Here is a 25,894-nt window from a genome sequence, read left to right as displayed (position 1 = left end):
AACAGTTTGTGCCGCCGCAACCATCGTTATCGACTGTCAGGCCGACGACAGGCGACGGCAGGGCCGCGTAAGCGCAGCTCCCTAACGTCAGTGTCAACAAATCCTGACTACTGATAGGAGGTGCTGTCATGGCAACCACCACTGATGCCGCGACGCAGAGTTCGTCGCGCACTTACACGTCTCTCGCCGCAGCAGCCATACCGCTTGCTGCGCTCTGTCTGGCCTTCTTCGTCGAGATGGTCGACAACACACTGCTCTCGATCGCGCTGCCGACTATCGGTCGCGACCTCGGCAGCAGCACCACTGCGCTGCAGTGGATCACCGGTGCGTACTCGCTCACCTTCGGCGGGCTGCTGCTCACCGCGGGCTCGATCGCGGACAGATTCGGTCGACGACGCGTCCTGATGATCGGTCTGGCCGCGTTCGGGCTGCTCAGCCTGCTGGTCGTGCTCGTGAACTCGACGACCGAACTGATCGCGTTGCGAGCCGCTCTCGGCGTCGCCGCCGCGATGATGGCCCCGATCACCAACTCGCTGGTCTTCCGTCTCTTCGACGACCAGAAGCTGCGCATGCGCGCGATGACCGTGATGATCGTCGTCGGCATGGCCGGATTCGTGCTCGGTCCGATACTGGGTGGCTCGGCGCTTGCTCATGTGCGGTGGGAATGGCTGCTCGTCGTCAATGCGCCGATCGCGCTCATCGCAGGCATCGGCATCTGGTTCGGCGTCGCGTCGGATCGTCGTGAAGACCTCACCGACTACAAGCTCGACATCCCGGGAGCGCTGCTGAGTATCGCGACGATCGGCCTTGCCTGCTGGTCGTTGACCAGTGGCGTCGACCACGGCTGGGCGTCGGCGATGACGCTGGCATCGATCATCGGCGCGGTGGTCGCAGGTGCGGCATTCGTCTGGCATGAACGGCGAAGCGCAGCACCGATGTTGAACCTCTCCCTGTTCCGCAACGGCACCGTGCGCGGTGCGACGATCGCCCAGGTCGGTAGCGCAATCGCGATGGCCAGCGTGATGTTCGGTCTCATCCTGCACTTCCAGTACGCCTACGGCTGGAGTCCGATGAAGGCCGGTCTGGCCAACCTGCCGATGATCGCGACGATGCTCCTCGCAACACCGCTGTCGGAGGCACTGATCACCCGCTTCGGTCACCGGATGACCTGCTTCATCGGCGCGATGGCGCTCGCAGCGGGCACCGCGGGTCTCGGCTGGGGTGTCACGCATGGATACCTCGCGATCGCGATCTTCATGGTCGTGATGACCTTCGGATTGCGGACGGTCATGACGATCTGTGCGATCGCACTGGTCGACGCGATGCCCGAGAACCAGACGTCGATCGGTACCGCGCTCAACGACACAGCGCAGGAGGTCGGCAGCAGCGTCGGCACGGCGATCGTCGGCACGATGCTCGCGACGCTCGTTGCGGCGCACCTACCGGAGGGGAAGTGGACTGCGGCCTTCACCGACACGTTCTTCCACGGGGAGAGCATCACGTATGTCGTGCTGGGGATCGTCGTCGGCGTGATCGCGGGCATCGGCGCCCTCACGCTGACCAACTCCCGCAACGCCGAGGAAGCTCACTAGCGGACGCGACGACGTTAGCCAGCGCCAACAGTCAGAGGGTTGGCGAGCGACTGAAAGCCGAAGGACTATCCAGAAGCTCTGGTTAGCCACCAGATTGTCAAGGCGATGACGACGATAGAGCAACACCCCACCTCGCCGCCGCCAGAAACACCCCCTCATCTACGCAGATGAGGGGGTGTTTCGCTGTCTGGGGGTAGCCGGCTGTCTCGGCTCTCCCGTTTTCAGTCATTTCTGAACGATCCCGGTGAGCCGACCTGGGCTTTTGCCGCCGGGCAGCGCTGAAATTGACTGAAAACGGGAGCGGTCCGGAACGTATTCGGACGGATCACGTGCTGGCGAAAATGCCTGGGACGAAGGGGAATCTGTGAGCTCCCACGGGCCGCATCGGTTATCTCTGGAGGACTCCCGGTCGCTGTGGCGTGTTCAGAGGACCGAAACCACCTTCTGCGCAGTCTCTTTCGCCGATCCGGGGTTTTGGCCGGTGACCAGGCGGCCGTCGACGACGGTGTAGGAGACGAACGGCAGTTTCGCCTTGTGGTAGTTGGCGCCGCGGCTGCGCATCTCTTCTTCGGCGTTGTACGGCACCAGCTTGTTGACTCGCGCGAGAACCTCTTCCTGCCAGGCGAATCCGGTGACATCACGGCCGGCAACGAGCAGCGAGCCGTCGGACAACGTGGTGTTCAGTAGTCCGCAGTAGCCGTGGCAGACCGATGCGACCACTCCGCCTCGCTCGAAGATCTCGCGGGTGATGCGTTGCAGCCCAACACTGTCGGGGAAGTCGTACATCACCGCGTGGCCGCCGGTGAAGAAGATGGCGTCGAAGTCGGCGGAGTCGATGTCGTCGGGAGCTGCGGTGGTGTCGAGCAGCGACATGCGGTCGGGGTCGGCGCGCCATGCCTTCGCGGTCTTGTCGTAGTTCGGAAACTTCAGCGACCGCGGTTCGAGCGGTGAGTGTCCACCCGCTGGGCTGACCAGAGTCTGTGTATAACCGGCGTCGTCGAAAATCTCCCACGCGTGGGTCAACTCCGACAACCACAGACCGGTGGCGTGCGATGGATCGTCGTAGTGGCTCACGTTGGTGACGACGTTGAGGATGCGAGTGACCATCGTGTGCAGCTTTCCGTCGGTGGTGTGTTGGTCCGACGGTAAGGGCAGATGTAAGCAGTGTCAACCGGCGGTGGCCTGCGCGCGGGCCCGTTGTTGGATGAGCTCGAGAGTCCTGGCGGTGGCGTCGATGTCGGATGCGTCGATGTCGGCGGTGAGTTGGGCCGTTGCTGTGGTGACGGATTCGCGTGCGGCGGTGATTTGGTCATTGCCTGCGCTGGTGAGTTTGTGCGCGTCGTCGAGGATTCCGTTGTCGCGGAGCGCGATTCGTATGTGCTCGACGGATTCGACGGACCGCTGCAGGGTTGCCGCGATCACGGGAAGGGGTGCGCCGGCGAGGCTCATGTTCAGGTAGATCCACTCGGCTCGGCCGAGGGCTGGGAAGGGCGCCAGCGCGTGGTCGAGGAGTGCGCCGAGCGCGCTCTCGGTAGAGCCGATGATCTGGGGCAGTGAGCGTGTCATGGTGACCTCCCGCGTGTACCGTTGGTGTGACCAACAGTAGCAGACCATTGGTGGTACCAACAGTGAGTGATTCTTCGACGCCGCATCGACTAACCGACTTGCCGACGTGGCAGCTCTCGCGGGCCGCTGCGCGTTCGCATCAGGTGCTACACGAACGACTGCGCATCGCGGGTGTCACGGGCTACGAATTTCGCGTGCTGGCGGTCGTGGCCGACCTCGGCCCGGTGAGTCAGACGGAACTCGGCCGCGCGGCAGAACTCGACCGACGCGACGTCGCGGTTACAGTCCGCGACCTCGAGGCTCGGGGGATGGTCCAGCGAACGGCCGATCCGGCTCACCGGCAACGAAAGCTGGTGTCGCTGACCACTTCAGGCGAACGCACGCTGGACGATCTGGAACGAGTGGTTGCGGCGGTCCAGCGCGAGGTGTTCGGCACCTTGGACGACGCCGAGATGTCGACGCTGCTGGGGTACCTGTCCCGACTCGGCGGCTAAGGCCCGTGTGGTCACCACGCCAGTGGGGATGTGCCGAGGGGGTGCGCGGGTAGCGGTCGCGGCGTGGGCTTGCCGTCGAACATGATGGGGATCACCGGTTCGTCGATACGGCCGAACGGGCCGTCGACTGTCGCCAGCTCGATTGACCTTGTGCCCCAGTCGATGTCGGAGTCGGCGCCCGACGGACCGAGAGATTGCACCCAGGTGCACACGCGCGCGAGTCGCACGCGCACCCTCCAAGAACCGCCCTCAGATTGTCGACGACGAAGCGCGGCAACGATTCCCGTCGCGCCGAGGTAAGCGGCCAGATAGTCGTTGAGGAGGTGTGTCGGGGGTAGCGTCGGAGGCCCGCCGCGCCCCTCTTCGAGGCTGAAACCGGTTGCTGAACAAGCAAGTTGATCAAATCCACCGCGATCTCCCCACGGTCCGTCGGAGCCCCAGCAGTGATATTCGACGACGATGATGCCCGGTCGCCGTCGTGCGAGGTGCTCGGCATCGAGGCCGTGGCGCTGCAGGCCGCGGTAGGCGTTCACCAAGACGTCGCCGTCGGCGATCAGATCGGTGAGTTCGGCCAACTGGTCTGGGTCGCGAACATCGCAGTAGGCGTTGTGTTTTCCGCCACCGGTGAGTGCTGGCATGGGGTGCGGGTCGACGAGGTCGGGCCGGGTGACGTGCACGACGTCGGCTCCGAAAGCGGCCAGCAGTTCGGTGCTCACCGGGCCGGCAATCACGTGAGTCATATCCACAACTCGAACGCCATTCAGCGGCGGCCATTCTCGTGGTGCGGTGAGGGATTCGGGGTCGGAGTCGTCGATGCGTTCCAGGTCGATGACCGGTCGTCGCGCGACGTCGATGCCCACCGGCGACGCGGCCCACTGTTCGGCGGTTCGTGCTGCGGCCGCAACGCCGCCCGCCGCAACCACGGCTTCTTCGAGGGCAACGGAATTCCATGTGAGAGCGGCCTGTGCAATGTGCTCCTTTGTCGGCGGGCAGTCCAGGACGGAGCAGACGGCGTCGCGTTGGTGCGGAAAGGTGGTGATCAAGAACGTCCAGCCGTCGGCAGTGCGATAGAAGTCGTTGCTGCGCAGTGCTGTCGGGTCTTCTGCGACCGATCCGGCTGATTGCCCGTTGATCGCGGTCAGGTATGCGGCACGCAATTGGTCGACGGCGTCGGAGACAGTCACGGACACTCCCGAGCTGTCACCCAGCGCTGAGATCTGAGCGCCGAACGCCGCGATCGCCGCTGCCGATGCGTCGCCGATTCGGTGGGGTGACGGCGTGATCGGGTCAGCGCCGGAGATGCGCGTCGGACCGACGTCGGTTCCGGTGAGCGCGGTCAGGCCGTCGACGATGTCGGAGACGCGCGGCGTGCTGGTTGGCATGTCTCCAATCTTCGCGTCGCGCTTGCACCGCCGGTGAGTTTCCGAATATACGTAAGATGTAGGCGGTGGGTGGACAACGCGCCGTCGTGCGAGCCGACCGGCTACTGGAAGAGGTCGCTCGTGCGTCGAAACCGTTGTCGCTGAGCGAGATTGCGCGTTCTGTTGACGCACCGGTGTCGTCGACGTCGGATCTGCTTGATGACCTGGTGTCGTGTGGATACCTGGTTCGATCCGACAGCAGGTACCGGCTGGGTCCGCGGCTGATGACGTTGCGGCTGATCGCGGCCCATGCCGATGCACCGCCGATCGACTCCGATGGGCTTGCGGCGCTGGCGGAGTACACAGGTCTACCGGTGGCGCTTGCGGTGCTCGTCGGCTCCGACGTCGTGTATCTCGGGAGCGTCGGCGAGGTGTCGGAGTATGCAGAAGCGGTGGTCGGGGAGTACCGTCCGCGACCACTTCTTCGTACGGCGGCCGGGCGTGCGTTCCTGGCTTTCGCCGACGACGGTGAGCGCGACCGGTTGTTGGCGATTCACGCCGGACCGGCCGACGCCGTTGGTTTCCGTCGTGAGGTCGCCGGGATTCGACGTCGCGGCCATGCGATCAGCGACGGGCTCGCCGATCCCGAGATCCGCGCCGCGGGTGTTCCGGTGTTCGAGCGCGGGCTGTTGGTCGGCGTCGTCGTGGTGGTCGGTCGTCGAACCCGCACCGGGCGGGCCGTGGACAAGGCCGCGCGGCGGGCGCGGGAATGGCTTGATGGAGGCGTTGCCGGCTAATGGGGCTCGCTAGATGTGTGTCTTACGTAAGGATGTGGGTGCTGCAGCACCCAACTCATTCGATTCGACACATATTTAGCTGCCCGTTGGCCGAGTTATCGGATGGTGAACACGTCTGAGCACTGCGAGGTGGCCGGTGTGGTCAGCAGTGCGCCCCGATTGGTCGGACGGAACTCGATGCGGACCCGGCCCGGGCCGGTGTTCACGCCCTCGAAGGTCTTCATCGTGCCACCGTCGGAGAGGCGCACACCGAGTTGGCCGCGCAACTGCCCGGTCTTGCCGGTGCCGAGGTTTCGCCAGCGGACGTCGATCAGGTTGGTATAGCCCCAGACCGACATGTTGGCGTCGATCCGGATGTCGGCGTAGCCGCTTCGGAGCGGATTTGATTGGGAGACAAAGATTCTCCCGGAGTAGGGCAGGTCGATCACGTTGGGACTGATGCCCGTACAGGGGGTGGTGGAGGTTTGGAATCCGCCGCCCGGACCGTTGTGAAAGATCGACGCCGAGGCGGTGCCTGCGGTGATCCCTGAGCCGATGATCGCGGTTGTCGCAGCCGCCGCGCCGAGCCTTCTGAGGTGTCCCATACTGGTCTGTCGGTATCGGGGCGGGGTGTGTTAGCCGATTGCGCGGATCCCTGGCATTTCGTTACCGACGAGCGCGACCATTGGCGCGGCTGGTGCCGAGTGGGTGCGGTAAATGTGTGTCTTACGTAAGGATGTGGGCGCTGCAGCACACACATCCTTCGATACGACACACATCTGGCTGCGTCGTCGGATGGTGAACAGGTCTGAGCACCAGTGAGCCCCGATTGTTCGGGCGGAATTCGACGCGGACGCGGGCGCGACCTTGACGCGGCTGCCCGCGTGAGCGCGGGGGAGGGCAAACTGAGGTGGTGACGGAATCGGTTTCGACGAGTAAACGGCGCTCGACAGCGAATGCGCGTCCGAGCAGTCGCGACGAAATTCGAGACGCATTCACTCGCCACGTGGCGGAGTCGGGATACGACGGCACCAATTTCGGATCCATCGCCGACGAATTGGGCATCAGCAAGGGCACCATCGTCCACCACTTCGGCACCAAGGAACGGCTGTTTGCCGACGCCCACGAGCGCTACATGGAGAAGCGGCTCGTCGAAGCGCAAGACATTGTCGGGCGCCTCGACGCCGTCGAGGAACGTCTGGCGGGTCTGGTCTGGGCGTTCACCATGTACCAGACCTACGGGCGAACGGAAACGGTCGCGTTCCAGCGTGAGATCGTGCGCTTCAACGACGCCCCGTCGATGCGACGATCCCGCGACCTACGCCACGAATACCGTGATCTCGTCAAGGCCATCCTCGACGAGGGGATGAGTACGGGGGTCTTCCACGACGGCAACTCGTCGATCCTGGCGCTGCAGATCTTTGGCGGTACGCAATGGATGTGGACGTGGTTCAACCCCGCCGGTTCGCAGTCCAACGACGACGTCGCCACCACGTATGTGCTGCTGATCCTCCGAGGCCTGATGTTGTCCAGCGAAGGCATCGATGCCTTGATCGATCCGGCCGGCCGAGTCCGTGCGGCGGTGTACGAGGTCCTCGACGGGGGCGCTACGCCCAGCTGAGAGCGGTTTTCCCATACCCGGAAAGCGGGGCGTCGAAGTCTCATTGCGACTATTGACTGTACGTACGGTCAGTGAGATAGTCGTCACACATCGGGCGGCCGATCGCCGGTGAGAGAGGGATCTACGATGAGCTACTTCGCTGACGCATCCGAGGTGTACGAGTATCTCGGTGGCGTGTTCAAGCAGGCTGATGGTGTCGACGGCGTCGGGTCAACACTGCGGGCGGCCAATATTGTTCTCCGACTGGACTATTCGGCGCCCGATGCGTCGATCACCGTTGTCCTGAAGGAGCCGGCCATCGCTGTCATCGAAGGCGACAGCGAGCTGACCCCGGATGTGCGCATGTCGATGTCCGCGGACAACGGCAACAAGTTCTGGCGCGGGGAGTACAACGTCGCAGTGGGACTCGCCAAGGGGCAGGTGAAGGCGAAGGGGCCGGTGTCGAAGATCCTCAAGCTCATCCCAGCGGCCAAGCCGGTGTTTCCGATCTATCGAGATCTGGTGTCGGTGAAGGACGCCGAGAACGCCTGACGGTTCTCGCGCGAGAGAGGAGCATTCGTGACCACATCGTTGCACTATCAGATGTACATCGACGGCGACTGGGTCGACTCGGCCGTCAGCACCGACGTGATCAACCCGGCGTCGGATGAGTTGGTGGCGACCGTCGCATTCGGCAACGCCGACGACGCTGACCGGGCAGTTGCTTCGGCATTGCGGGCACACCGTAATGGCGAATGGCGGAACACGCCTCCGGAGGAACGTGCGAAGGTGATGTCGCGGTGGGTCGAGATTCTCAACGAGCGCATGGACGATCTCGTCGATCTGCATATTGCCGAGAACGGGGTGACTCGACGACAGGCAATGGCATTCCATGTCGGCTACGCGATTTCTCATCTGCAGTACTTTGCCGATCTTGCGGCGAGTTACGAATTCACCCGCAGCGGGCCGATGCTCGGCTATCCGACCACCGCAGCAGGGATCGTTCGTCGGGAGCCGTTCGGGGTTGTCGCGGGCATCGTCCCGTGGAACTTCCCGATGCTGCTGGCGGTGTGGAAGTTCGGCCCCGCATTGGCGGCAGGCAACACGATCGTTCTGAAGCCGGATGAGAAGACGCCGTTGACTCTCCTCGAGATGGCTCGCGCGGCAGACGACGCGGGCATCCCCGCGGGCGTCTTCAACGTCGTGACCGGGCCGGGTGAGGTGGTCGGTGCGCGGTTGGCCGCTCATCCTGACGTCCGCAAGGTTGCCTTCACAGGCTCAACTGCGGTGGGCCGCACCATCACCGAGCTCTCGGCCGTGAACATCAAGAAGGTGACCCTCGAACTCGGCGGCAAGGGCGCAAACATCATTCTGCCCGACGCCGATCTGTCGCAAGCGGTTGACGCGGCTCTCTTCGCCTTCTGCCTCTACCAGGGACAGGCATGTGAATCAGGTACACGCCTGCTGCTGCCGGAATCGTTGCACGACGAATTCGTCGCACGGCTCGTCGAACGCGCGGCCGCCATTCGTGTAGGTGATCCAGACGACTTCGATACCGATATGGGACCGATCATCTCGGCCGAACAACGTCAGCGCATCGAGCACTACGTCGAACTGGGTACGAAGGAGGGCGCAACACTGGCTTTCGGTGGCGCGCGCCTGACCGGAGGCGAGTTCGATTCCGGAAACTGGTTCGGACCAACGATTTTCACCGACGTCGACAATTGGATGACGATCGCACAGGAGGAGATCTTCGGTCCCGTTCTCGTCGTCATCAAGTATCGAAGCGTGGCCGAAGCGGTCGCGATCGCCAACGACAGCGAGTACGGACTGTCTGCCGGGGTCTGGAGCGAGGATATCGACGCGGCTCTCGACGTCGCGGCACAGATCGAATCGGGCACGGTGTGGATCAACGACTGGCACATGGTCAATGCGTTGTATCCGTTCGGCGGTTACAAGCAGAGCGGCAACGGACGCGAGCTCGGACCGCATGCGCTCGACGAGTACACCGAGGAGAAGTTCGTCCACGTCGATCTCGCTCGTCGTATCGAGAACAAGGTGTACGACCTTGTCGTACCGAGGGAGGACTGAGGTGTCGACGACACGGAGCTCCGGTCGGATGCGTGCAGCAGTCTTCGCAGAAGTCGGTGATGAACCGTCCATCGAAGAGGTCTACCCGACCGATCTGGAGTCCGACGAGGTTCTCGTCTCCATTGCGGGCGTTGGCATCTGCCACACCGACCTCACGGCGATCAACGGAACTGTCCCGCTGCCAACCCCTTACGTTGTGGGACATGAAGGTGCGGGCGTGGTCGAGGCCGTCGGAAGCGCAGTGACCGAATTAGTGGTCGGCGATCACGTGGTACTCACTTTCGACCACTGCCGCGAGTGCGCCAGTTGTCGATCCGGACACCCGGCGTACTGCGAGCTGTTTGCCGCGCTCAACTACTTCGGTACCCGTCTCGACGGGACGCCGACACTGCATAGTGGCGAACGGGAAGTCCATGGAAGTTGGTTCGGACAATCCTCTTTCGCCACTCACGCTGTCGCCAGTACACGGAATGCGGTAAAGGTCGACGACCGACTGCCCATCGACATCCTTGGGCCACTGGGGTGTGGTTTGCTCACCGGTGCGGGCGCGGTGCTCAACGTGCACCGGCCCAGTGAAGGGCAGAGCATCGGCGTGTGGGGGATCGGGACGGTTGGTCTGTCGGCAGTCATGGCTGCCAAGGCTTCTGGATGTGATCCGATCATCGCCGTCGACCCGAATGCCGAACGCCTGGCGGTCGCACGGAAGCTCGGGGCAACGCATACGTTCGACCCGACGGTGGTCAGCGATCTCGTGTGGGAGATCCTGCAATTGGCGGGCGGGCTCGACTACACGATCGATGCGGTTGGGTCGGGAGTCGTTGTGCGCCAAGCTCTCGAGTCGCTGCGGTCGCCCGGCGCGTGTGCCACGCTCGGTCTGCAGAAGCTCGAGAACGAGATCACCGTCGATCAAGGACATCTGTTACTCGGACGCACGCTGACCGGTGTGATCGAGGGCGATGCGGACCCGCACCGATTCATCCCCGAGCTCATCGCGCTGTGGCAAGAGGGAAAGTTCCCATTCGACGAACTGATCACCACCTACGACTTCACCGACATCGCGAGCGCTTTGGCGGATTTTCGCACTGGAACTGCCATCAAACCTGTTCTGATTCCGGAGAATTCACGCTTGGAGGACACACCCGTATGACCTTTCAGAGCCCCACCCTGCGGCACGACGTCACCTCAAAGTCGACGTACGCGGCGTCGTCGAATGACGAAGTCACGCCGATAATCGGTGTCGTCGATCGCTGGGTTGCCGAAAAGCCCGATGATCTGGCGGTGATCGATGGCGATCGGCACTTCACTTGGAGTCGGTTCCGTGAGCGTATTGAGCGCAACGCCGCTGCTCAGGTAGCGTCCGGTGTTCGGCCGGGAGATCGAATTGCATTCTTGGACAAGAACTCTGTGGCGTGCGTCGAGACCACTCTCGCAGCGTCGTTGACCGGTGCCGCGAATGCGGTCATCAACTTTCGCCTGTCACCTGCGGAGGTGGCCTACATCATCAACGATGCGCAGGCCGCTATCGTCATCACGGGGCCGGAGTTCGTCGACACCATTGCGGCGATCCGGGACGAGCTCACCACGGTTGAGCGTGTCATCGTCAGCGGTGGCCCCGACGACGAGTACGAGCGCTGGTTGGATTGTGGGAGTGAATCTTTCGCGGCGGTACCTTTCGACCCCGATGTCGCTTTCCTGCAGCTATACACCTCTGGGACGACGGGGCACCCCAAGGGGGCGATGCTCACGCACCGCAGTCTGTCGGCGCACAGTCGTGCCGCGGTCACCGGATTTCGCTTCACGGAGGACTCGGTGAGCATGGTGGCCATGCCTCTGTTTCACGTCGGAGGGTCGTCGTGGGTGCTTGCGGGTATGTCGGTGGGCGCCCAGACGGTGATCGTGCGCGAGATGGTTCCCGGTGCCGTTCTCGACGAAATGGTCGAGCGCGCAGTGACTCACGCCTTTTTTGTGCCGGCGGTCTATGGGTTCTTTCTCGCGGATCGGCGTCTGCACAAGCGGGACTATTCGGCGGTGCGATGTCTGGGCTACGGCGGTTCGCCGATGCCACTGCCCACGATTCGTGCCTGTCTGGAAGCCTGGCCGGACGTCGATTTCTATCAGGTGTACGGGATGACAGAGATGTCGGGAGTGTTCAGTGTTCTCACTCCGGCTGATCATCGCGATGTGACGCATCCCGAGCGACTGGTCTCGGCGGGTCGGGTACTGCCTGGGAACATCATCAAAGTGGTTGATCCCGATGGTAATACGCTTCCGCCGAACACCGTGGGTGAACTCTGGACGAAGTCGCAGCAACACATGCTCGGATACTGGCGTAATCCGCAGGCGACCGCAGACACTCTGGTGGGCGAGTGGTTGCGTACAGGCGATGCCGGGCATATGGATCCCGACGGTTATCTCTTCATCTCTGACCGCGTCAAAGACATGATCATCACGGGCGGTGAGAACGTCTACCCCGTCGAGGTGGAGCGCGTCGTGATCGAACACGAGGCGGTCGCCGACGTTGCGGTGATCGGTGTTCCGGACGACAAGTGGGGCGAATCGGTGAAGGCAGTGGTTGTGCTGAACGCCGACGGCGCCGTCACCGAGGATGAGCTCATCGACTACTGCCGCGGTCGGCTGGCGGGCTACAAGATACCGAAGACCGTCGACTTCGTGAGCGCGTTGCCGCGAAACTCCACCGGCAAGATCCTGAAGCGGGAGATCCGCAAGGAGTACTGGGCGGGCCGCACACTGCATACGTGAGCCTCTGTGGCTCGACGGCGCGCAGTAAATGTGTGTCTTACGTGAGGATGTGGGCGCTGCAGCACACACATCCTTCGATTCGACACACGTTTGTGGATCGGGAGACGGTCGCGCGACCGCGGCGATCAGTGGGTGTATGCATCCGCGTCCGCGGCGCCGAGCAGCGTCACACGAATCGAGGCCGCCAATTGTGTTGGAAGATCGACTGATTCGTCGCCGGACACGGACACGGCAGCGCCCTGCTTTCTGGCGACGATGGTTGCGCCCGGTTCGATGCCCGCTTCAAGCAGACGTGTGATGGCGGATTCGTCGTTGAGCACATGCTCGGAGAACGCTTGCACCGATAGCCTGGCGGAGCCTGTGTCACGTACGGCCTCGGACAGTGGGAGGCCGGGTAGCAGGATCGGGCTATCGTGAAAGCCTAGTTGCCAGAGAGCGGGTATCGGATTTCCCCAGGCATCGGTGGTTGGGTACCGCAACAGGTGCATGAGTTGAGTTTCGGTGGCTTTGTCCATGGACAGCTCCCAGCCCGACGCAACTCGGTGAGCCTGTAAGCGAGGTAGGCCGACGACGTCGACGAGCATCCTCTCGGCAAGTCGGTGCCGCCTGGTCAACGCGACGCCGAGATCGCGCCCCGCCTTGGTGGGAACCACGAGCCGCTCGTCGGTAAAGTCGAGCAACCCCTGATCTCTCATTCTCCGAAGCATTTGGGCGACAGATGCTTTGCTGTTTCCTGTGCGTTCGGCGATGCGTGCGCGACGAACCTCCACGCGATCTTCCTCAAGGTCGAAGATGGTACGAAGGTAGTTTGCGACGGTCGCCGTAACCTGTGTTGTCATCAGCGAGCATGATGCCGGTGATGAGCTTAGGAGACCCTGAGTGCGCGCTGGAGAGTCCGGGCACGAGGTGCGGAATTGTTGGGGTCGTCGGACCCGGTGAGCCAAAGGAATGCGACAAGGATGGTCGCAAGGACGAGCGATCCGATGGCGACGACACCGTCGCCGAAACCCAGTCCGATCGGCTGCGGCTTGCCGAGCCAATCAGCCACCGACGCACCAAGCGGGCGGGTGAGCACGTACGCGGTCCAGAATGCGGCGACGGCGTTGAGGTGGAGGTACTTCCAGCCCACGCCTGGCACCACCATGAGACATGCGTAGAGCACGATCGAGCCGGCGAATCCCAATCCGAGGAAGAATGCGCTCCAGTCTCCCAACGCCGTCCCGAGCGCGAAGGTCAACAGGACTGTGCCCCAGTAGAAGATCTCTCTTCGTCGCGTGGTGATCTCATGGATGTTGAGCGTGTGTTCGGTTCGGTACCACAGTGTCATCCACAGCCCGAGAGCGATCGCGTAGCCAAGACTTGTTTCCGTTGTGGACAGTCCGACGACGTGCAGCCCGTCGGCAACGACCGTGCCGAACACTGCCACTCCCGCTACCGCGAACCAATAGGTGGGTGCGTGGTAGGCACGCGACCGGAGCTGCAGCCACAAGCTCATACCCATCCAGACGACGCCCACGACCACCGGAACCGCAAGACCGAATGTCGCCAGATAGTCCGACATCGCCTCTCCCATACCGGTTGTCACGATCTTGACAACCCAGAACATGACGCCGATCGCGGGCACCTTGATGGCCAGCTGCTCGTTCAGGCCGACACGAATTCGGCTCGGCGACTTCGCTTCGGTAGGCGCCACTGACGCCGAAGCGTCGTGAGAGGACTCCGACATAGAGATTCCTATCGTAGGTTTCCGGAAGTGGGGGTTTCCGGAAGGGAGACGCGCTTGCGCGTCGTCGCGAAAGCCGCTTGTACGAAGGGTGATTGAAGGACTCCACGTCCGCGTCAAATCACCGACGCCGCCAACAGTATTGAGGCCGCGGCACGGCTGCGAATCGGACTCAGCACCGGTTAAGAAACTCAGCGCCCGTTGAGATGGCCCGCGGCTTCGTCGAACGGCGACGGCAGATGAGCCGTGTACTAAATAGCCCTTGCGCTCAGCGTGACTCAGCATCTCCACAGGGCTGCTGATCAATAGTGACATCATGTCGAGCTACATTCGCGTGTCGGGCGGATTGGCGTTAGTTCTTGTCCTTGTGGTTGCGGGTGTTGCCCTGCGCATATCTGGCGGCGGCCCACTGCCCATTGACACAATGATTATGTCGGCGACGACAAGACTTCATACGCCTCACCGGACCTCGGTCGTCGACGTCGCGATGCAGGTTTTCAGCCCGTTTGCGGTTGCCGTCTGGACTGCTCTGGCGGCGATCATTCTGCTGGTGCGCGATGCGAGTGTCCTGCGCGCCGTCATGTTGGTTGCCACAGTCGCAAGCGCCGGGGCGCTGTGTGCGACGTTGAAAGTGCTGGTGGCGCGCCCGCGTCCGCCGGTCACAGACCAGGTGGGCGTATTGGAAACCACCTATTCGTTTCCCTCTGGCCACGTGGCTGGGACTGCTGCACTGGTGGTCGCCGCGGCGTCCCTCGTAGCACGGTCGGCGGGCGGTGGTGCTCGCACTGCGTTGTGGGTGTGCGCCGTCGTCGCGGTTGTGTTCGTCTGCGCAACGCGCCTGTATCTCGGTGTTCAGTGGATGTCAGATGTGGTCGCTGCTGTTGTTGTCGCCTGCGCTGCAACGCTACTCGTGCTCCCTATCGTTGAATTGGCAGTGGCGAAGTGGTCGTCCCGAAGACGCAGCGTCCTCGTCGTGGCGATCCTGTTGGTTCTCAGTGCCGTCGCGGTGATTTTGGCAGTCGACGGTGACGGCATGTCCGATGGAGCGTCCGCGGCGCGACAGGCAGGACACCTGGCTGGTGTATGGGCCACCGAGTATGCGGAGTGGTTTTCTGCCCACCACTGATCGGGGAGGCCGGTGGCACCCCACTTCTCCTCTGTCAGACAAGATCTCGGGAAACCATTTCGACAGTGACCAACGCGGCCACTGCACTCACGGCCAGCAACGAGATCAGGACGAAGAGTTGCATGATCGCCGCCGCAGTGGTTGAGGCTCCACCCAGAACCATCCCGACGAATGCGCCCGGGATGGTGACGAGGCCAACGGAGCGGGTCTGATCCAGTCCGGGAATCAATGCTGTTGCGGCGGTGGGTCTGATGATCTCCAGTCGGGCATCGCGAGACGAGAAGCCCAGTGACAGCGCGGCTTCGACCTCGCCGCGCCGAGTGCGGAGTTCATCGTGCGCACGTTTGCCGGCGATCGACGTCGTATTCATCGCACCTCCGAACATGATTCCGGCGGTCGGGATGATCGCGATGCCAGTGGCGGGTAGTACGCCCACAGCAACCAGTGTCACGACGATCAGGATGGTGCTGGCTGCTACCGGGACGAGGCACCGGATTGTCTTCCGCACGCTCGCACGGTGTGCTGCTGACACGCGACCTGCCGAGGTCGCCGCGGCGGTGATCGCCATGACGACCACGAACACTGCCGATGCCCACAGGGCGTGGATGACTAGCGCCAATACTGCTGCCAGAGCAGCTAACTGGCAGACTGCGCGGATCGCGGCCCGTGCGGTCGCAGCGGCGAGTGCGCGATCGTTGTATCGGTTGACGGCGATCGCGATCACGGCGAGCACTGCGATGGAGACTGCCAGGGCTGGACCGAGATGGACGACGGTGTGGTCAGCTTTCACGAGCGGCTCCGTCTGCCGACTCGGGACGACCGACACACATGTGGGGCATCCTTGCTGGTAGAAGCTTAGGGGACGCTGAGTAGCGCCACTATGGATACATACGGCCGACTAGGCTTCGGAAGGTGTATCAGCGTGCAAGGACGATTCTTGGCCGACTTGTCGCCTGGACTCGTCCCGTACGCATGCGGCTCACGCTTCTCGCGACCGGTCTCGTCGCATGCGCGTTGGCAATCGCCGCGGTGATCATGGTCGAAGCACTACATCACGTGTTGCTGCGGAGTGCTGATGCCGCCACATTCGCGCGCGCAGAGCAGATAGCGAGCTCGTTGTCGGCTGAAGGTGTCGGGGGTATCGACCAGGCGCTGCTCGCGAGCGGTCAGAACATTGCGGTCGTACAGATCACCGACGAGTCGGGTGCTCTGAGGTTGGTCAACAAACCCGTCTACTCGCGACCGATGTCGCCTCCGTTGGCCGCCGGGCAGCGGTTGACGATTCACGGCGCGCACGCCACCGACACCGAGCAGGAATTCCAGGCGAGCGCCTACGGGGTCAAGACGCCGGAAGGCGTCTTCACCATCCAGGTCGGCGCGGAAGAGGCGCCCATCAATGCCACCGTTGTCGCGCTCGGGATACTGTGCTCCATCGTCTTTCCATTCGTCGTTGTCGGAATGGCCTTCCTCACTTACGTTTTCGTGGGGCGCGCACTTCGTCCCGTCGACGATATCCGCGCACGCGTCGAGGAGATCTCGGGTGGTGACCTCACCCAACGGGTCCCGGTACCCGCTACGGGCGACGAGGTGTCTGCGCTGGCCGTGACCATGAATGAGATGCTCGCCCGTATCGAGGTGTCACGAACGCAGCAACTGCAGTTCGTCAACGATGCGTCGCATGAGCTGAACAGTCCACTGACCACACTTGTTGGGCTGCTGGATCTTTCGAGTGTCAAACGCCAGCCCATCGATCCGGACACGGTCGATTCCGTGATGCTCCCCGATGCTCTGCGCCTTCAACAGATGGTTGCCGATCTCCTGCTTCTTGCCCGCGCCGATGAAAGTGGAGTGCCACTACTTCTCGATGACGTCGATCTCGACGAGATCGTCAGTGCAGAAGTCACCCGACTCGACGCGGTGACCGATCACGTCGTCGACGCTCGAATCGTTGCCGCTCGGGTTCGCGGCGACGCAGACAAGCTCGCACGCGCGCTACGCAACATCGCCGACAATGCTGCGCGTCATGCCGCGAGTCGTCTGTCGGTGACGATGTCGAGAGACGTCGCGGATCACACAGTCACGATCACGGTTGCCGACGACGGTGACGGTATCCCTGACGACGACAAAGCCCGTGTCACAGAGCGGTTCGTGCGCCTCGACGCCTCGCGGCAGCGCGGATCGGGCGGTTCGGGTCTCGGACTGGCTATTGTCTCGGAGATCGTCCGCGCCCACGGTGGGACCGTGGTGATCACCGACGCCGATGGTGGGGGAGCAGCCGTCGGCTTTCGGCTGAGCGTCGAGCAGGCCTTGGACTAGCCCGTACGCGCCTAGCCGCCTCCGTCGGCCGCCAGGCGATATCCGACGCCGCGCACAGTCTGAATTGCCTTGCACCCGAACGGGGTATCGATTCTCTTGCGGAGATAGCTTACGTAGACCTCGACGACATTCTCGTCGCCGCGATAGTTCACGTCCCAGACGGAGTCGAGGATCTCTGCTCGGGTGACCACCTCACCTTTGTGGCGCATCAGGAACTCCAGCATGCTGAATTCCCTTGGCGTCAGGGTGAGTTCGGTCTCGCCACGGGACGCGACGTGGGCTGCCGGGTCGAGCGACAGGGTGCCTGCGGTGAGCACTGCTGGTCGCTCGGGTGCGCCACGGCGGGCAAGTGCGCGCATGCGCGCGATCAACACGATGAACGAGAACGGCTTGGTCAGATAGTCGTCGGCGCCGAAATCGAAGGCGTCGGCCTGGTCGTACTCGCCGTCCTTGGCCGTCAGCATCAACACCGGTGTCCACACCTGAGAACGCCGTAGCGAGCGCACGACCTCATATCCATTGAGGCCCGGCATCATGATGTCGAGCACGATCACATCGAAGCGCTCGGAGGCGGCCTTCTCCAGGCCGAGCGCACCGTCGTGCACGACGTCGACCACCCAGCCCTCGGCCACCATCATCCTGCGGACCGTCTCGGCGACGTTACGGTCGTCGTCGACTACAAGGATGCGCACGCCACATTCACCGCCCTCTTCTTCGAACACAGTGTGCGCGATCGCCGCTGTGGAGACGCTGAGTGGCCCCGTGTGGGCCGAGGGGGCGGTAGATGTGTGTCTTACATAAAGATGTGGGCGCTGCAGCACCCACATCCTTCGATTCGACACACATTTGTCGGCCGGGGGCGCCGCCGCGAGCCATCGACAGTGACTTAAGTCACAAAACTACCAAACCTGAGCGGAATGGACTCAACTCTACTCGCGTTGAACAACTCGAGTGGCCATAATTGAGCCACAGAGACTTAAGAACGCACACGTAGAGAAAGAGGTACCACGAAGTGGACAGCTTCACCCCGACCACCAAGACACAGCAGGCGTTGAGCGCTGCCGTGCAGGCGGCGGCCGCTGCTGGTAACCCCGACGTACGTCCCGCCCACATCCTGGTGGCTTTGCTCGACCAGTCCGATGGGATCGCATCGCCGCTGCTCAAGGCGGTCGGAGTGAATCCGTCGACTATTCGCGCACAGGCGCAGGCGATGGTCGATCGGGCGCCGACGGTGTCGAGTGCCAGCGCTCAGCCGCAACTCTCCCGCGAGTCGATCGCGGCGGTCACGGCCGCCCAGCAGCTCGCGACCGAACTGAACGACGAATATGTCTCCACCGAGCACCTCGTCGTCGGATTGGCGACCGGTGATTCCGACGTCGCCAAGCTGTTGCATGACAACGGCGCAACCCCGCAGGCGCTGCAGGAGGCGTTCGTCGCTGTCCGTGGCACGGCGCGCGTGACATCCGAAGACCCCGAATCCACCTATCAGGCGCTGGAGAAGTACTCGACCGACCTGACCGCGGCTGCCCGTGAGGGCAAGCTCGACCCGGTCATCGGGCGCGACTCCGAGATCCGTCGTGTGGTGCAGGTGCTCAGTCGTCGTACCAAGAACAACCCGGTGTTGATCGGTGAGCCAGGTGTCGGCAAGACCGCCATCGTCGAGGGGCTCGCTCAGCGCATCGTCGAAGGCGACGTGCCGGAGTCGTTGCGCAACAAGACCGTTGTCTCGTTGGACCTCGGATCGATGGTCGCGGGCGCCAAGTACCGCGGCGAGTTCGAGGAGCGGTTGAAGGCCGTGCTCGACGAGATCAAGGGATCGGCCGGACAGGTCATCACCTTCATCGACGAGCTGCACACCATCGTAGGTGCCGGTGCCACAGGCGATTCCGCCATGGATGCGGGCAACATGATCAAGCCGATGCTTGCTCGTGGTGAGCTGCGACTCGTCGGTGCCACGACCTTGGAGGAGTACCGCAAGTACATCGAGAAGGACGCCGCACTGGAACGTCGTTTCCAGCAGGTGTACGTCGGCGAGCCGAGCGTCGAAGACGCAATCGGTATCCTGCGTGGCCTGAAGGAACGGTACGAGGTGCACCACGGTGTGCGCATCACCGACTCCGCATTGGTCGCTGCCGCAACACTTTCCGATCGCTACATCACCTCGCGCTTCCTGCCCGACAAGGCCATCGACCTCGTCGACGAGGCGGCGTCGCGCCTGCGAATGGAGATCGACTCGCGCCCCGTCGAGATCGACGAGGTCGAGCGTGTAGTCCGACGCCTCGAGGTCGAAGAGGTCGCGCTCGAAAAGGAGCACGACGAAGCGTCGAAGCAACGTCTGGAAAAGCTGCGTCAGGAACTGGCCGATCAAAAGGAGAAGCTCAACGAGCTCTCCGCGCGCTGGCAGTCGGAGAAGACCGCCATCGACGCCGTTCGCGACACCAAAGAAGAGCTGGAACGCCTTCGCGGAGAAGCGGATCGCGCTGAGCGTGACGGTGATCTCGGCCGCGCCGCCGAGCTGCGCTACGGCAAGATTCCGGGCTTGGAGAAGGAGTTGGAGGCCGCGATCGAGAAGACCGGCACCGACCCTGACGAAGACGTGATGCTGCAGGAGGAGGTCGGCCCCGACGACGTCGCACAGGTCGTGTCGGCGTGGACGGGCATCCCCGCGGGCAAGATGCTCGAGGGTGAGACCGCCAAGCTGCTGCGCATGGAAGACGAACTGGGACAACGCGTCATCGGTCAGAAAGACGCTGTCGTCGCGGTCTCCGACGCCGTGCGGCGTGCACGCGCAGGCGTCGCCGATCCGAACCGGCCGCTGGGATCGTTCCTGTTCCTCGGACCGACGGGTGTCGGCAAGACCGAGCTGGCCAAGGCGCTGGCGGAGTTCTTGTTCGACGACGAGCGCGCGATGGTGCGCATCGACATGAGTGAGTACGGCGAAAAGCACGCCGTCGCAAGGCTTGTCGGTGCACCTCCCGGCTACGTCGGCTACGAGCAGGGCGGTCAGTTGACCGAGGCTGTGCGGCGTCGTCCGTACACGGTGGTCCTCTTCGACGAGGTCGAGAAGGCTCATCCCGACGTCTTCGACATCCTGCTGCAGGTTCTCGACGAAGGACGCCTGACCGACGGTCAGGGCCGCACCGTGGACTTCCGCAACACCATCCTCATCCTGACGTCGAACCTCGGTTCCGGCGGCGACAAGGACCAGGTGATGGCGGCAGTGCGCGCGGCCTTCAAGCCGGAGTTCATCAACCGACTCGACGACGTCGTGATCTTCGACGCGCTGAGCCCGGAGGAACTGGTGTCGATCGTCGACATCCAACTCGGCCAACTGCAGAAGCGGCTCGCACAGCGTCGCCTCGAGTTGCAGGTCACGCCCAAGGCCAAGGAATGGCTCGCCGAGCGGGGATTCGATCCGCTCTACGGTGCGCGTCCGCTGCGTCGCCTGGTGCAACAGGCCATCGGCGACAAGCTCGCCAAGGCGTTGCTCGCCGGTGACGTCCGCGACGGCGACGTCGTGCCGGTCAACGTGAGCGCCGACGGCGACGGGTTGGTTCTGGACTGACCGCCACAGGATTGACACGCCAGCAGCACTGACACGCCCACACGGCTGACACGCCGACAGGCCAGAAAGGTCCCGACCCATTCTTGGGTCGGGACCTTTCTTTTGTGAGGGGGCCTTGCGGTTTGGGGACTCTGTGCGCGTGCAGGTGCTCAGGCGGCAGGAACCGCCGCGATGTGCGGCTCGAGACGCTTGAGGGCCTGCCGGATGCGTGACTTCGCGGTGGGTAGCGCGACGCCGAGTTCGTCGGCCACCTCGCGGTAGGTCATACCGCGGAAGTAGGCGAGCTCGATGGCTTCGCGCTGCAGTTCGGTCAGCCGTGAGAGCAGGGATCGCACCTCGCGAACGGTTTCGCGACGCTCAGCCGATTCGCTGACGACGTCGTGTTCGATCCGTGTGGACTGTTCGGCTGTGCTGTAGACGTGAAGTCGACGCTTTGCCGCGGTCTCCGAGCGAACCCGGTCGACGGCTCGTCGGTGCGCGAGCGTCATCAGCCACCCGAGCGGCGAACCCGACTCCGGGTCGAAAGTGTGCGCCGACCGCCACACCGTGAGGAAGACCTCCTGCGTGGTTTCCTCGCTGAGGCCGCGATCGCGCACGATCCGCAGAACCATGCCGTAGACACGGTGACTGGTTTCGTCGTAGAAGGCGGCGAAGGCGTGCGCGTCTCCCTCGGCGATGCGGGAGAGCAGTGCAGACAGGCGTCCCGTTGAATCACTCATGTCGAGCTCCTGTTGTCGTAGTGCGCAGCGCCGACTTCTCGACGTGGGCTAAACGCTAGGTCTTCGGAGGCGAAGACCGTCAGGGGCAACGGCGGATTGCGACGAACTCGAAACCGAGGGCACTCGCGGTCACGAAGTAATAACGCGACGGGACGTTATAGGTTAACGATTTTCATGGATGAACGCGTCAGTCGTCAGTCAGAGCTTGATAGAGCCAGGAAACGACGAGTGCACCCGGGTCGACGACGCCGCGCGCATTCTCGCCGACGTAGCTTGCTCGACCCTTCGTTGCGGTTGTGTCACGCGTGGATTCGGCGCCATCAGCAGCCTTCTGGGCGACGTCGGCGAGAGAGTCGCCATTCTCCAACGCGTCGACGGCCGGGCTGAGAGCGTCGACCATCGTGTTGTCACCGACCTGGGCGCCGCCGAGATCCTGGATCTCTGCGAGCGCATGCGAGGAACCCTCGCGGATCGCGGCCTCGACGTCGTCAGTCTCGGTGAAGGCGTTGGCCAACTCGCGGAATAGCACGCCGAAGATGACGCCGGACGTCCCGCCGGACCGGACGAGATACGACGTGCTGATGGCGTTCAATACCTGGCTGTCGGTACCGCGCACCGGAAGGCTGAAGTGCGACAGCGCGGCTTCCATGTTGGTTCCGAAATCGCCGTCACCTGCCTTTTGGTCGAGCTCGGTCAGGTCGTCGATCGACTCCTGGACGTGTCGGACGAAACGTGTCAGCCACTCGTTCTCGGCTCCGTCGTCTGCGGAGTCCGACGGTTCGGCGAACGTGGTGTCGCTCAGCGGGGCAGTACCACGCGCCGGATTGGCCGCCCATCCCGGCGCGGTGGTCGGGGCGTCGAAGAGCGACACGATCTCGTCGTCGGCTCGCAGCAGGGTGATCGAGACGCCACGCATGTCGAGGGCCGTGACGAATGTTCCGACCATCGGCCTGGCGATGGAGATCCCGCGACGATCAAGATCTGCGACGACCTCTCCGAACACGAGGTCGAGTTCGAGTGGGTGGGCGGCGCCCAAGCCGTTCACCAGGCAGATCACTTCCTCGCCGTGGGTGAGTGAGAGTGCGTCGACCAGCGGGTCGACCATGCGATTGACGAGTTCACGGGCACCGACGCGGGCGGTGCGTTCACGGCCTGCTTCGCCGTGGATGCCCACGCCGAACTCCATCTCGTCGGCGTCGAGCTCGAAGGTCGGCGCCGACTTCGACGGCATGGTGCACGCGTGATAGGCCACCGAGATGCTGCGGGCGTTGTCCGCTACGCGCCGGCCGATGTCGGCGACGGTGCCGAGATCGTCGCCGCGAGCTGCTGCGGCTCCACAGATCTTCTCGACCAGGATGGTCGCTCCGGTTCCTCGACGACCGGGGCCGGTTGCGGAGTCGGATGCCACGTCGTCGGCGACGATCACATGATCGGTCTCGATGTCATCGCGCACCAGGTGCCGCGCGATGCGGAAGTTCATGACGTCGCCGGTGTAGTTCTTCACGATGTGCAGCACGCCCGCGCCGCGGTCCGCCCACCGTGTGGCACCGACGATCTGCAGGGCATTGGGCGAGGTGAAGACCAGTCCGGGGCACGCGGCGTCGAGCATGCCGGTGCCGATCATTCCGGAGTGCATGGGTTCGTGGCCTGACCCGCCGCCGGAGACGAGGGCGACGTTGCTTTCGCCGTCGCGCTCGCGCAGGTGGAGGAAACCGGGGTCGGACTGCCAGACGATGTCAGGGTGAGCGGCAACAAAACCGCGGAGCGAGTCGGTGATGAAGGTGCCCGGTGAATTCAGGATGTAGTCGCTCACGCAATCCACCGTATCGGTAAAGCGGATGGAGGTGCCGATAGTGTCGGAGTCCCGCGATACGCTCGGCGGCGGCGGACTGGGAGGCAGGACACATGGTGGACGTGATCGTTGGCGACGACGGCTTGTCGCGCTGCACCTGGGCAGCTGTCGAGCCCGAGACGACCTATCACGACACGGAGTGGGGATTTCCGCTCACCGGCGACACCGCGCTGTTCGAGCGGGTCTGCCTCGAGGGCTTCCAATCCGGCCTGAGCTGGCGAACGATCCTCACCAAGCGCGAGAACTTCCGAGCCGCATTCGCGGGTTTCGACGTCGAGAAAGTCGCGCGCTTCACCGAGCGTGACGTCGAACGTCTTCTCGGCGACGCCGGGATCATTCGTCATCGAGGCAAGATCGAAGCGTCGATCAACAATGCGCGTCGGGCTAGCGAACTCATCGATGCCGAGGGGTCGTTGGAATCCTTCTTCTGGCGGTACGCGCCTGCGGCAGAACATATTCCGGGTTCGATGACGTTGTCGGAGGATTCGACGAGGCTCTCGAAAGACCTCAAGAAGCGCGGGTGGAAGTTTGTCGGTCCGACCACGATGTTCGCGCTGATGCAGGCGTCGGGGATGGTCAACGACCACGCCTACGACTGCGTGACCCGACCGACAGTTGCCGCGGCCATCGAGGACTATCTGGCGTTGCAGTGACCCTTGACTTCGAGTGAGGTTGAACTTTTAGCCTCGTCAGCATGACCGCCGATGCCAGATGTTCATCGCACCACCCACGCGCCATGCGTCGCGCCCAGGTGCCGTCACTGACCACTCCCGGCGTGCTGCGGACCTGCGGCGGCCTGCACTGTGTCAGTGCGGCACCGAGCGCATCGGCCCTTCCGTGTCAGGAAGCCGACGCCGACCTGTGGTTCGCCGACGACCCTCGTGACCTCGAGCGCGCCAAGGCGATGTGCGCCGATTGCCCGCTGCGGGCGCAGTGCCTGCAGGCTGCGCTTGATCGTGCCGAGCCCTGGGGTGTCTGGGGCGGCGAGATCTTCGAGCGTGGTGCGGTGATCGCGCGCAAGCGTCCTCCCGGCCGCCCGCGCAAGTCCGCGGCCTGACCATGGACGGGCACGACCCTCGGCTGTAGCCCCCGAGACGGTGTCTGGGGCTGGCGATCTGTATGACGTTGACCCAGGAAATCCGCCCAGATTGTCATACGGATCTGCGGCGCTGCGCCGGGTCGGGGTGCTGCTCGACCGCCCAGCGATCCGTAGGACGTCGACCCCGGAATCCGGCCGAACTGTCATACGGATCGGGCTCATGCGACAAGACGATGTCACCCCGGCCAGGTGGTCACCGTGGGTAGGTGGTGATGGTTTCGCCTGTGCGGGTGCTGGTCCAGGTGATGGAGAGGTCGGTGTGGTCAGCCCGGGGTGTTGCGACCCAATCCAGCCATATCCGTTAGTTCCGCAACCCAACGTAGTCGCAACGGTTAACGTATGACGCGGCGCACATTTGAGACGAAGGAGCTTGAGCGGTCAAGGCGACTAAGACGATATGAGAAAGAGTGGGACACCGCTGGCTCGAGGGCAACTGCTCGTACGGTATCAAATCCCTATTTGATGAGACTCATGCTAAATGACCCGAGCCACTACTTGCAGGTCGATCGGATCGAAGGAATGGCTCCGTGGTTACTGGATCAATTTGCCTCTAGAGCGAAGAGGGGTATGCGCGACAGAGCTGGCCGCGCGCAGTATGAGGGAACCTTCGACTGTTTCTCACTATCCGATATCTCTGAATAAATGGACGGGATGACTTCCATACGTTGCTGGGCAACGTTTCCCGTGATGGCCTAGCTGGGGTCCGACTCTACAGAAATTAGGGCGTGATGAAGTCTGACAAGTCAGTATCAATCTACGCGGTAGTCGCCGGATTTGTCATTTGGTTGGCTGCTAACACATTCTTTATACTGTTTGGCGAAGCGGTGGTGCCGGAGAGCAGGGCTGCGGCGGCCATTTTCCTGATAGCGTTCGCTCTGCTTGCTGCGCTGGCTGGAGTCGGTGCAACTGCAATACCCGCACTCTTAGGAAAAACTTCTGCGTATATCCCTGAAATGTCGCAACGTATCGCGCTTGGTTTGGTGCTTGTGGGAGTAACAGGGGACGGGATAATCATGATGATTTGGGACGGAGGGTATCCCAGACTTTCAGATAGACAGTTCGATGTGTTCGTCACGTCGTTGTTCGTCGCATACGGATTGATGGGCGTCGGCGCGCTTGCAGGCCGCTACTTTGTGCCAGCGAGTGCGCAGCGCAGCATCCCGGACAGGACATAACGTCTGGGTGCACGTCGACCGGGACGTTGTCGGGCGGCGAAGCGGGCGAGGATTGACTCCTGCGATTCGATGTTTCCGC

General features: G+C 63.1%; 24 protein-coding genes. 14 read left to right on the top strand and 10 right to left on the bottom strand.

Annotated features, from left to right (window positions below):
- Positions 1-128 precede the first annotated feature (128 nt).
- Positions 129-1,592, top strand: coding sequence for an MFS transporter (locus RND64_RS19565; protein WP_049700027.1), 1,464 nt, complete (start codon positions 129-131; stop codon positions 1,590-1,592).
- Positions 1,593-2,015: 423 nt separating this feature from the next.
- On the opposite strand, the gene RND64_RS19560 is transcribed toward RND64_RS19565, so the two are convergent.
- The gene (locus tag RND64_RS19560) at positions 2,016-2,699 is read right to left on the bottom strand and encodes a type 1 glutamine amidotransferase domain-containing protein (protein ID WP_049700026.1); all 684 of its coding nucleotides are present in this window, start codon (positions 2,697-2,699) and stop codon (positions 2,016-2,018) included.
- A gap of 60 nt (positions 2,700-2,759) precedes the next feature.
- The gene (locus tag RND64_RS19555; protein ID WP_152930110.1) at positions 2,760-3,158 is read right to left on the bottom strand and encodes a hypothetical protein; all 399 of its coding nucleotides are present in this window, start codon (positions 3,156-3,158) and stop codon (positions 2,760-2,762) included.
- 62 nt (positions 3,159-3,220) lie between these two features.
- On the opposite strand from RND64_RS19555, the gene RND64_RS19550 reads away from it, so the two are divergent.
- Positions 3,221-3,652 carry a MarR family winged helix-turn-helix transcriptional regulator gene (locus RND64_RS19550; RefSeq protein WP_083444436.1) on the top strand — a complete coding sequence of 144 codons (432 nt, stop codon included), beginning with the start codon at positions 3,221-3,223 and terminating at the stop codon, positions 3,650-3,652.
- A gap of 11 nt (positions 3,653-3,663) precedes the next feature.
- Here RND64_RS19550 and RND64_RS19545 read toward each other — a convergent pair whose 3' ends face one another.
- Positions 3,664-5,034 (bottom strand): CoA transferase, encoded by a 1,371-nt coding sequence (locus tag RND64_RS19545; protein WP_049700024.1) that lies wholly within the window; start codon positions 5,032-5,034, stop codon positions 3,664-3,666.
- Positions 5,035-5,099: 65 nt separating this feature from the next.
- Here RND64_RS19545 and RND64_RS19540 point away from each other — a divergent pair, with 65 nt between their 5' ends.
- Complete coding sequence (locus tag RND64_RS19540) at positions 5,100-5,810, top strand: IclR family transcriptional regulator (protein ID WP_049700023.1); 711 nt, start codon at positions 5,100-5,102, stop codon at positions 5,808-5,810.
- A 95-nt stretch (positions 5,811-5,905) separates the two neighbouring features.
- On the opposite strand, the gene RND64_RS19535 is transcribed toward RND64_RS19540, so the two are convergent.
- Complete coding sequence (locus tag RND64_RS19535; protein ID WP_049700022.1) at positions 5,906-6,394, bottom strand: hypothetical protein; 489 nt, start codon at positions 6,392-6,394, stop codon at positions 5,906-5,908.
- Between the two features lie 401 nt (positions 6,395-6,795).
- Here RND64_RS19535 and RND64_RS19530 point away from each other — a divergent pair, with 401 nt between their 5' ends.
- The 5 genes from RND64_RS19530 (at position 6,796) to RND64_RS19510 (ending at position 12,240) form a co-directional block, all read left to right on the top strand.
- Complete coding sequence (locus tag RND64_RS19530) at positions 6,796-7,410, top strand: TetR/AcrR family transcriptional regulator (RefSeq protein WP_235434417.1); 615 nt, start codon at positions 6,796-6,798, stop codon at positions 7,408-7,410.
- A gap of 126 nt (positions 7,411-7,536) precedes the next feature.
- Positions 7,537-7,941, top strand: a complete 405-nt coding sequence (locus tag RND64_RS19525) for an SCP2 sterol-binding domain-containing protein (RefSeq protein WP_049700021.1) — start codon at positions 7,537-7,539, stop codon at positions 7,939-7,941.
- Between the two features lie 27 nt (positions 7,942-7,968).
- Positions 7,969-9,480, top strand: coding sequence for an aldehyde dehydrogenase family protein (locus RND64_RS19520; protein ID WP_049700020.1), 1,512 nt, complete (start codon positions 7,969-7,971; stop codon positions 9,478-9,480).
- A gap of 28 nt (positions 9,481-9,508) precedes the next feature.
- Entirely contained in the window at positions 9,509-10,627 is a 1,119-nt protein-coding gene (locus tag RND64_RS19515; RefSeq protein WP_049700019.1) for an NAD(P)-dependent alcohol dehydrogenase, read from the top strand.
- Complete coding sequence (locus tag RND64_RS19510) at positions 10,624-12,240, top strand: long-chain-fatty-acid--CoA ligase (RefSeq protein ID WP_083444434.1); 1,617 nt, start codon at positions 10,624-10,626, stop codon at positions 12,238-12,240. Before RND64_RS19515 ends, RND64_RS19510 begins: the two co-directional genes overlap by 4 nt.
- Before the next feature lie 125 nt (positions 12,241-12,365).
- Here RND64_RS19510 and RND64_RS19505 read toward each other — a convergent pair whose 3' ends face one another.
- The gene (locus RND64_RS19505; RefSeq protein WP_049700018.1) at positions 12,366-13,079 is read right to left on the bottom strand and encodes a metal-dependent transcriptional regulator; all 714 of its coding nucleotides are present in this window, start codon (positions 13,077-13,079) and stop codon (positions 12,366-12,368) included.
- Positions 13,080-13,105: 26 nt separating this feature from the next.
- A complete protein-coding gene (locus tag RND64_RS19500) occupies positions 13,106-13,966 on the bottom strand; it encodes a COG4705 family protein (RefSeq protein WP_083444433.1) in 861 nt (286 codons plus the stop codon).
- Positions 13,967-14,279: 313 nt separating this feature from the next.
- On the opposite strand from RND64_RS19500, the gene RND64_RS19495 reads away from it, so the two are divergent.
- On the top strand, positions 14,280-15,089 hold the full coding sequence (locus RND64_RS19495) for a phosphatase PAP2 family protein (RefSeq protein ID WP_083444432.1): 810 nt from the start codon (positions 14,280-14,282) through the stop codon (positions 15,087-15,089).
- Between the two features lie 34 nt (positions 15,090-15,123).
- Here the strand turns inward: RND64_RS19495 and RND64_RS19490 are convergent, their stop codons facing one another.
- Positions 15,124-15,879, bottom strand: coding sequence for an ABC transporter permease (locus RND64_RS19490; RefSeq protein ID WP_049700120.1), 756 nt, complete (start codon positions 15,877-15,879; stop codon positions 15,124-15,126).
- Between the two features lie 182 nt (positions 15,880-16,061).
- On the opposite strand from RND64_RS19490, the gene RND64_RS19485 reads away from it, so the two are divergent.
- Entirely contained in the window at positions 16,062-17,405 is a 1,344-nt protein-coding gene (locus RND64_RS19485; RefSeq protein WP_049700015.1) for an ATP-binding protein, read from the top strand.
- A gap of 11 nt (positions 17,406-17,416) precedes the next feature.
- Here RND64_RS19485 and RND64_RS19480 read toward each other — a convergent pair whose 3' ends face one another.
- Entirely contained in the window at positions 17,417-18,097 is a 681-nt protein-coding gene (locus RND64_RS19480; RefSeq protein WP_049700014.1) for a response regulator transcription factor, read from the bottom strand.
- Positions 18,098-18,417: 320 nt separating this feature from the next.
- On the opposite strand from RND64_RS19480, the gene clpB reads away from it, so the two are divergent.
- Positions 18,418-20,970 (top strand): ATP-dependent chaperone ClpB, encoded by a 2,553-nt coding sequence (clpB, locus tag RND64_RS19475; RefSeq protein WP_049700013.1) that lies wholly within the window; start codon positions 18,418-18,420, stop codon positions 20,968-20,970.
- Between the two features lie 149 nt (positions 20,971-21,119).
- Here clpB and sigK read toward each other — a convergent pair whose 3' ends face one another.
- Both sigK and RND64_RS19465 read right to left on the bottom strand, forming a co-directional pair.
- Positions 21,120-21,689, bottom strand: coding sequence for an ECF RNA polymerase sigma factor SigK (sigK, locus tag RND64_RS19470; RefSeq protein ID WP_049700012.1), 570 nt, complete (start codon positions 21,687-21,689; stop codon positions 21,120-21,122).
- A gap of 187 nt (positions 21,690-21,876) precedes the next feature.
- A complete protein-coding gene (locus tag RND64_RS19465; protein ID WP_049700119.1) occupies positions 21,877-23,502 on the bottom strand; it encodes a dihydroxyacetone kinase family protein in 1,626 nt (541 codons plus the stop codon).
- 92 nt (positions 23,503-23,594) lie between these two features.
- Between RND64_RS19465 and RND64_RS19460 the strand changes: the two genes are divergently transcribed.
- From RND64_RS19460 to RND64_RS19450, 3 genes are all read left to right on the top strand, one after another.
- Positions 23,595-24,194, top strand: a complete 600-nt coding sequence (locus RND64_RS19460) for a DNA-3-methyladenine glycosylase I (protein WP_049700011.1) — start codon at positions 23,595-23,597, stop codon at positions 24,192-24,194.
- Between the two features lie 107 nt (positions 24,195-24,301).
- Positions 24,302-24,598, top strand: coding sequence for a WhiB family transcriptional regulator (locus RND64_RS19455; RefSeq protein WP_049700118.1), 297 nt, complete (start codon positions 24,302-24,304; stop codon positions 24,596-24,598).
- 770 nt (positions 24,599-25,368) lie between these two features.
- Positions 25,369-25,815, top strand: coding sequence for a hypothetical protein (locus RND64_RS19450; protein WP_152930109.1), 447 nt, complete (start codon positions 25,369-25,371; stop codon positions 25,813-25,815).
- Positions 25,816-25,894 lie beyond the last annotated feature (79 nt).

The sequence above is a fragment of the Gordonia sp. w5E2 genome (assembly GCF_036540975.1).
In the GTDB taxonomy this organism is placed as follows: domain Bacteria; phylum Actinomycetota; class Actinomycetes; order Mycobacteriales; family Mycobacteriaceae; genus Gordonia; species Gordonia jacobaea.
The sequence above is the reverse complement of the archived record's forward strand: the minus strand, read 5'-3'. Positions and strand labels throughout refer to the sequence as shown.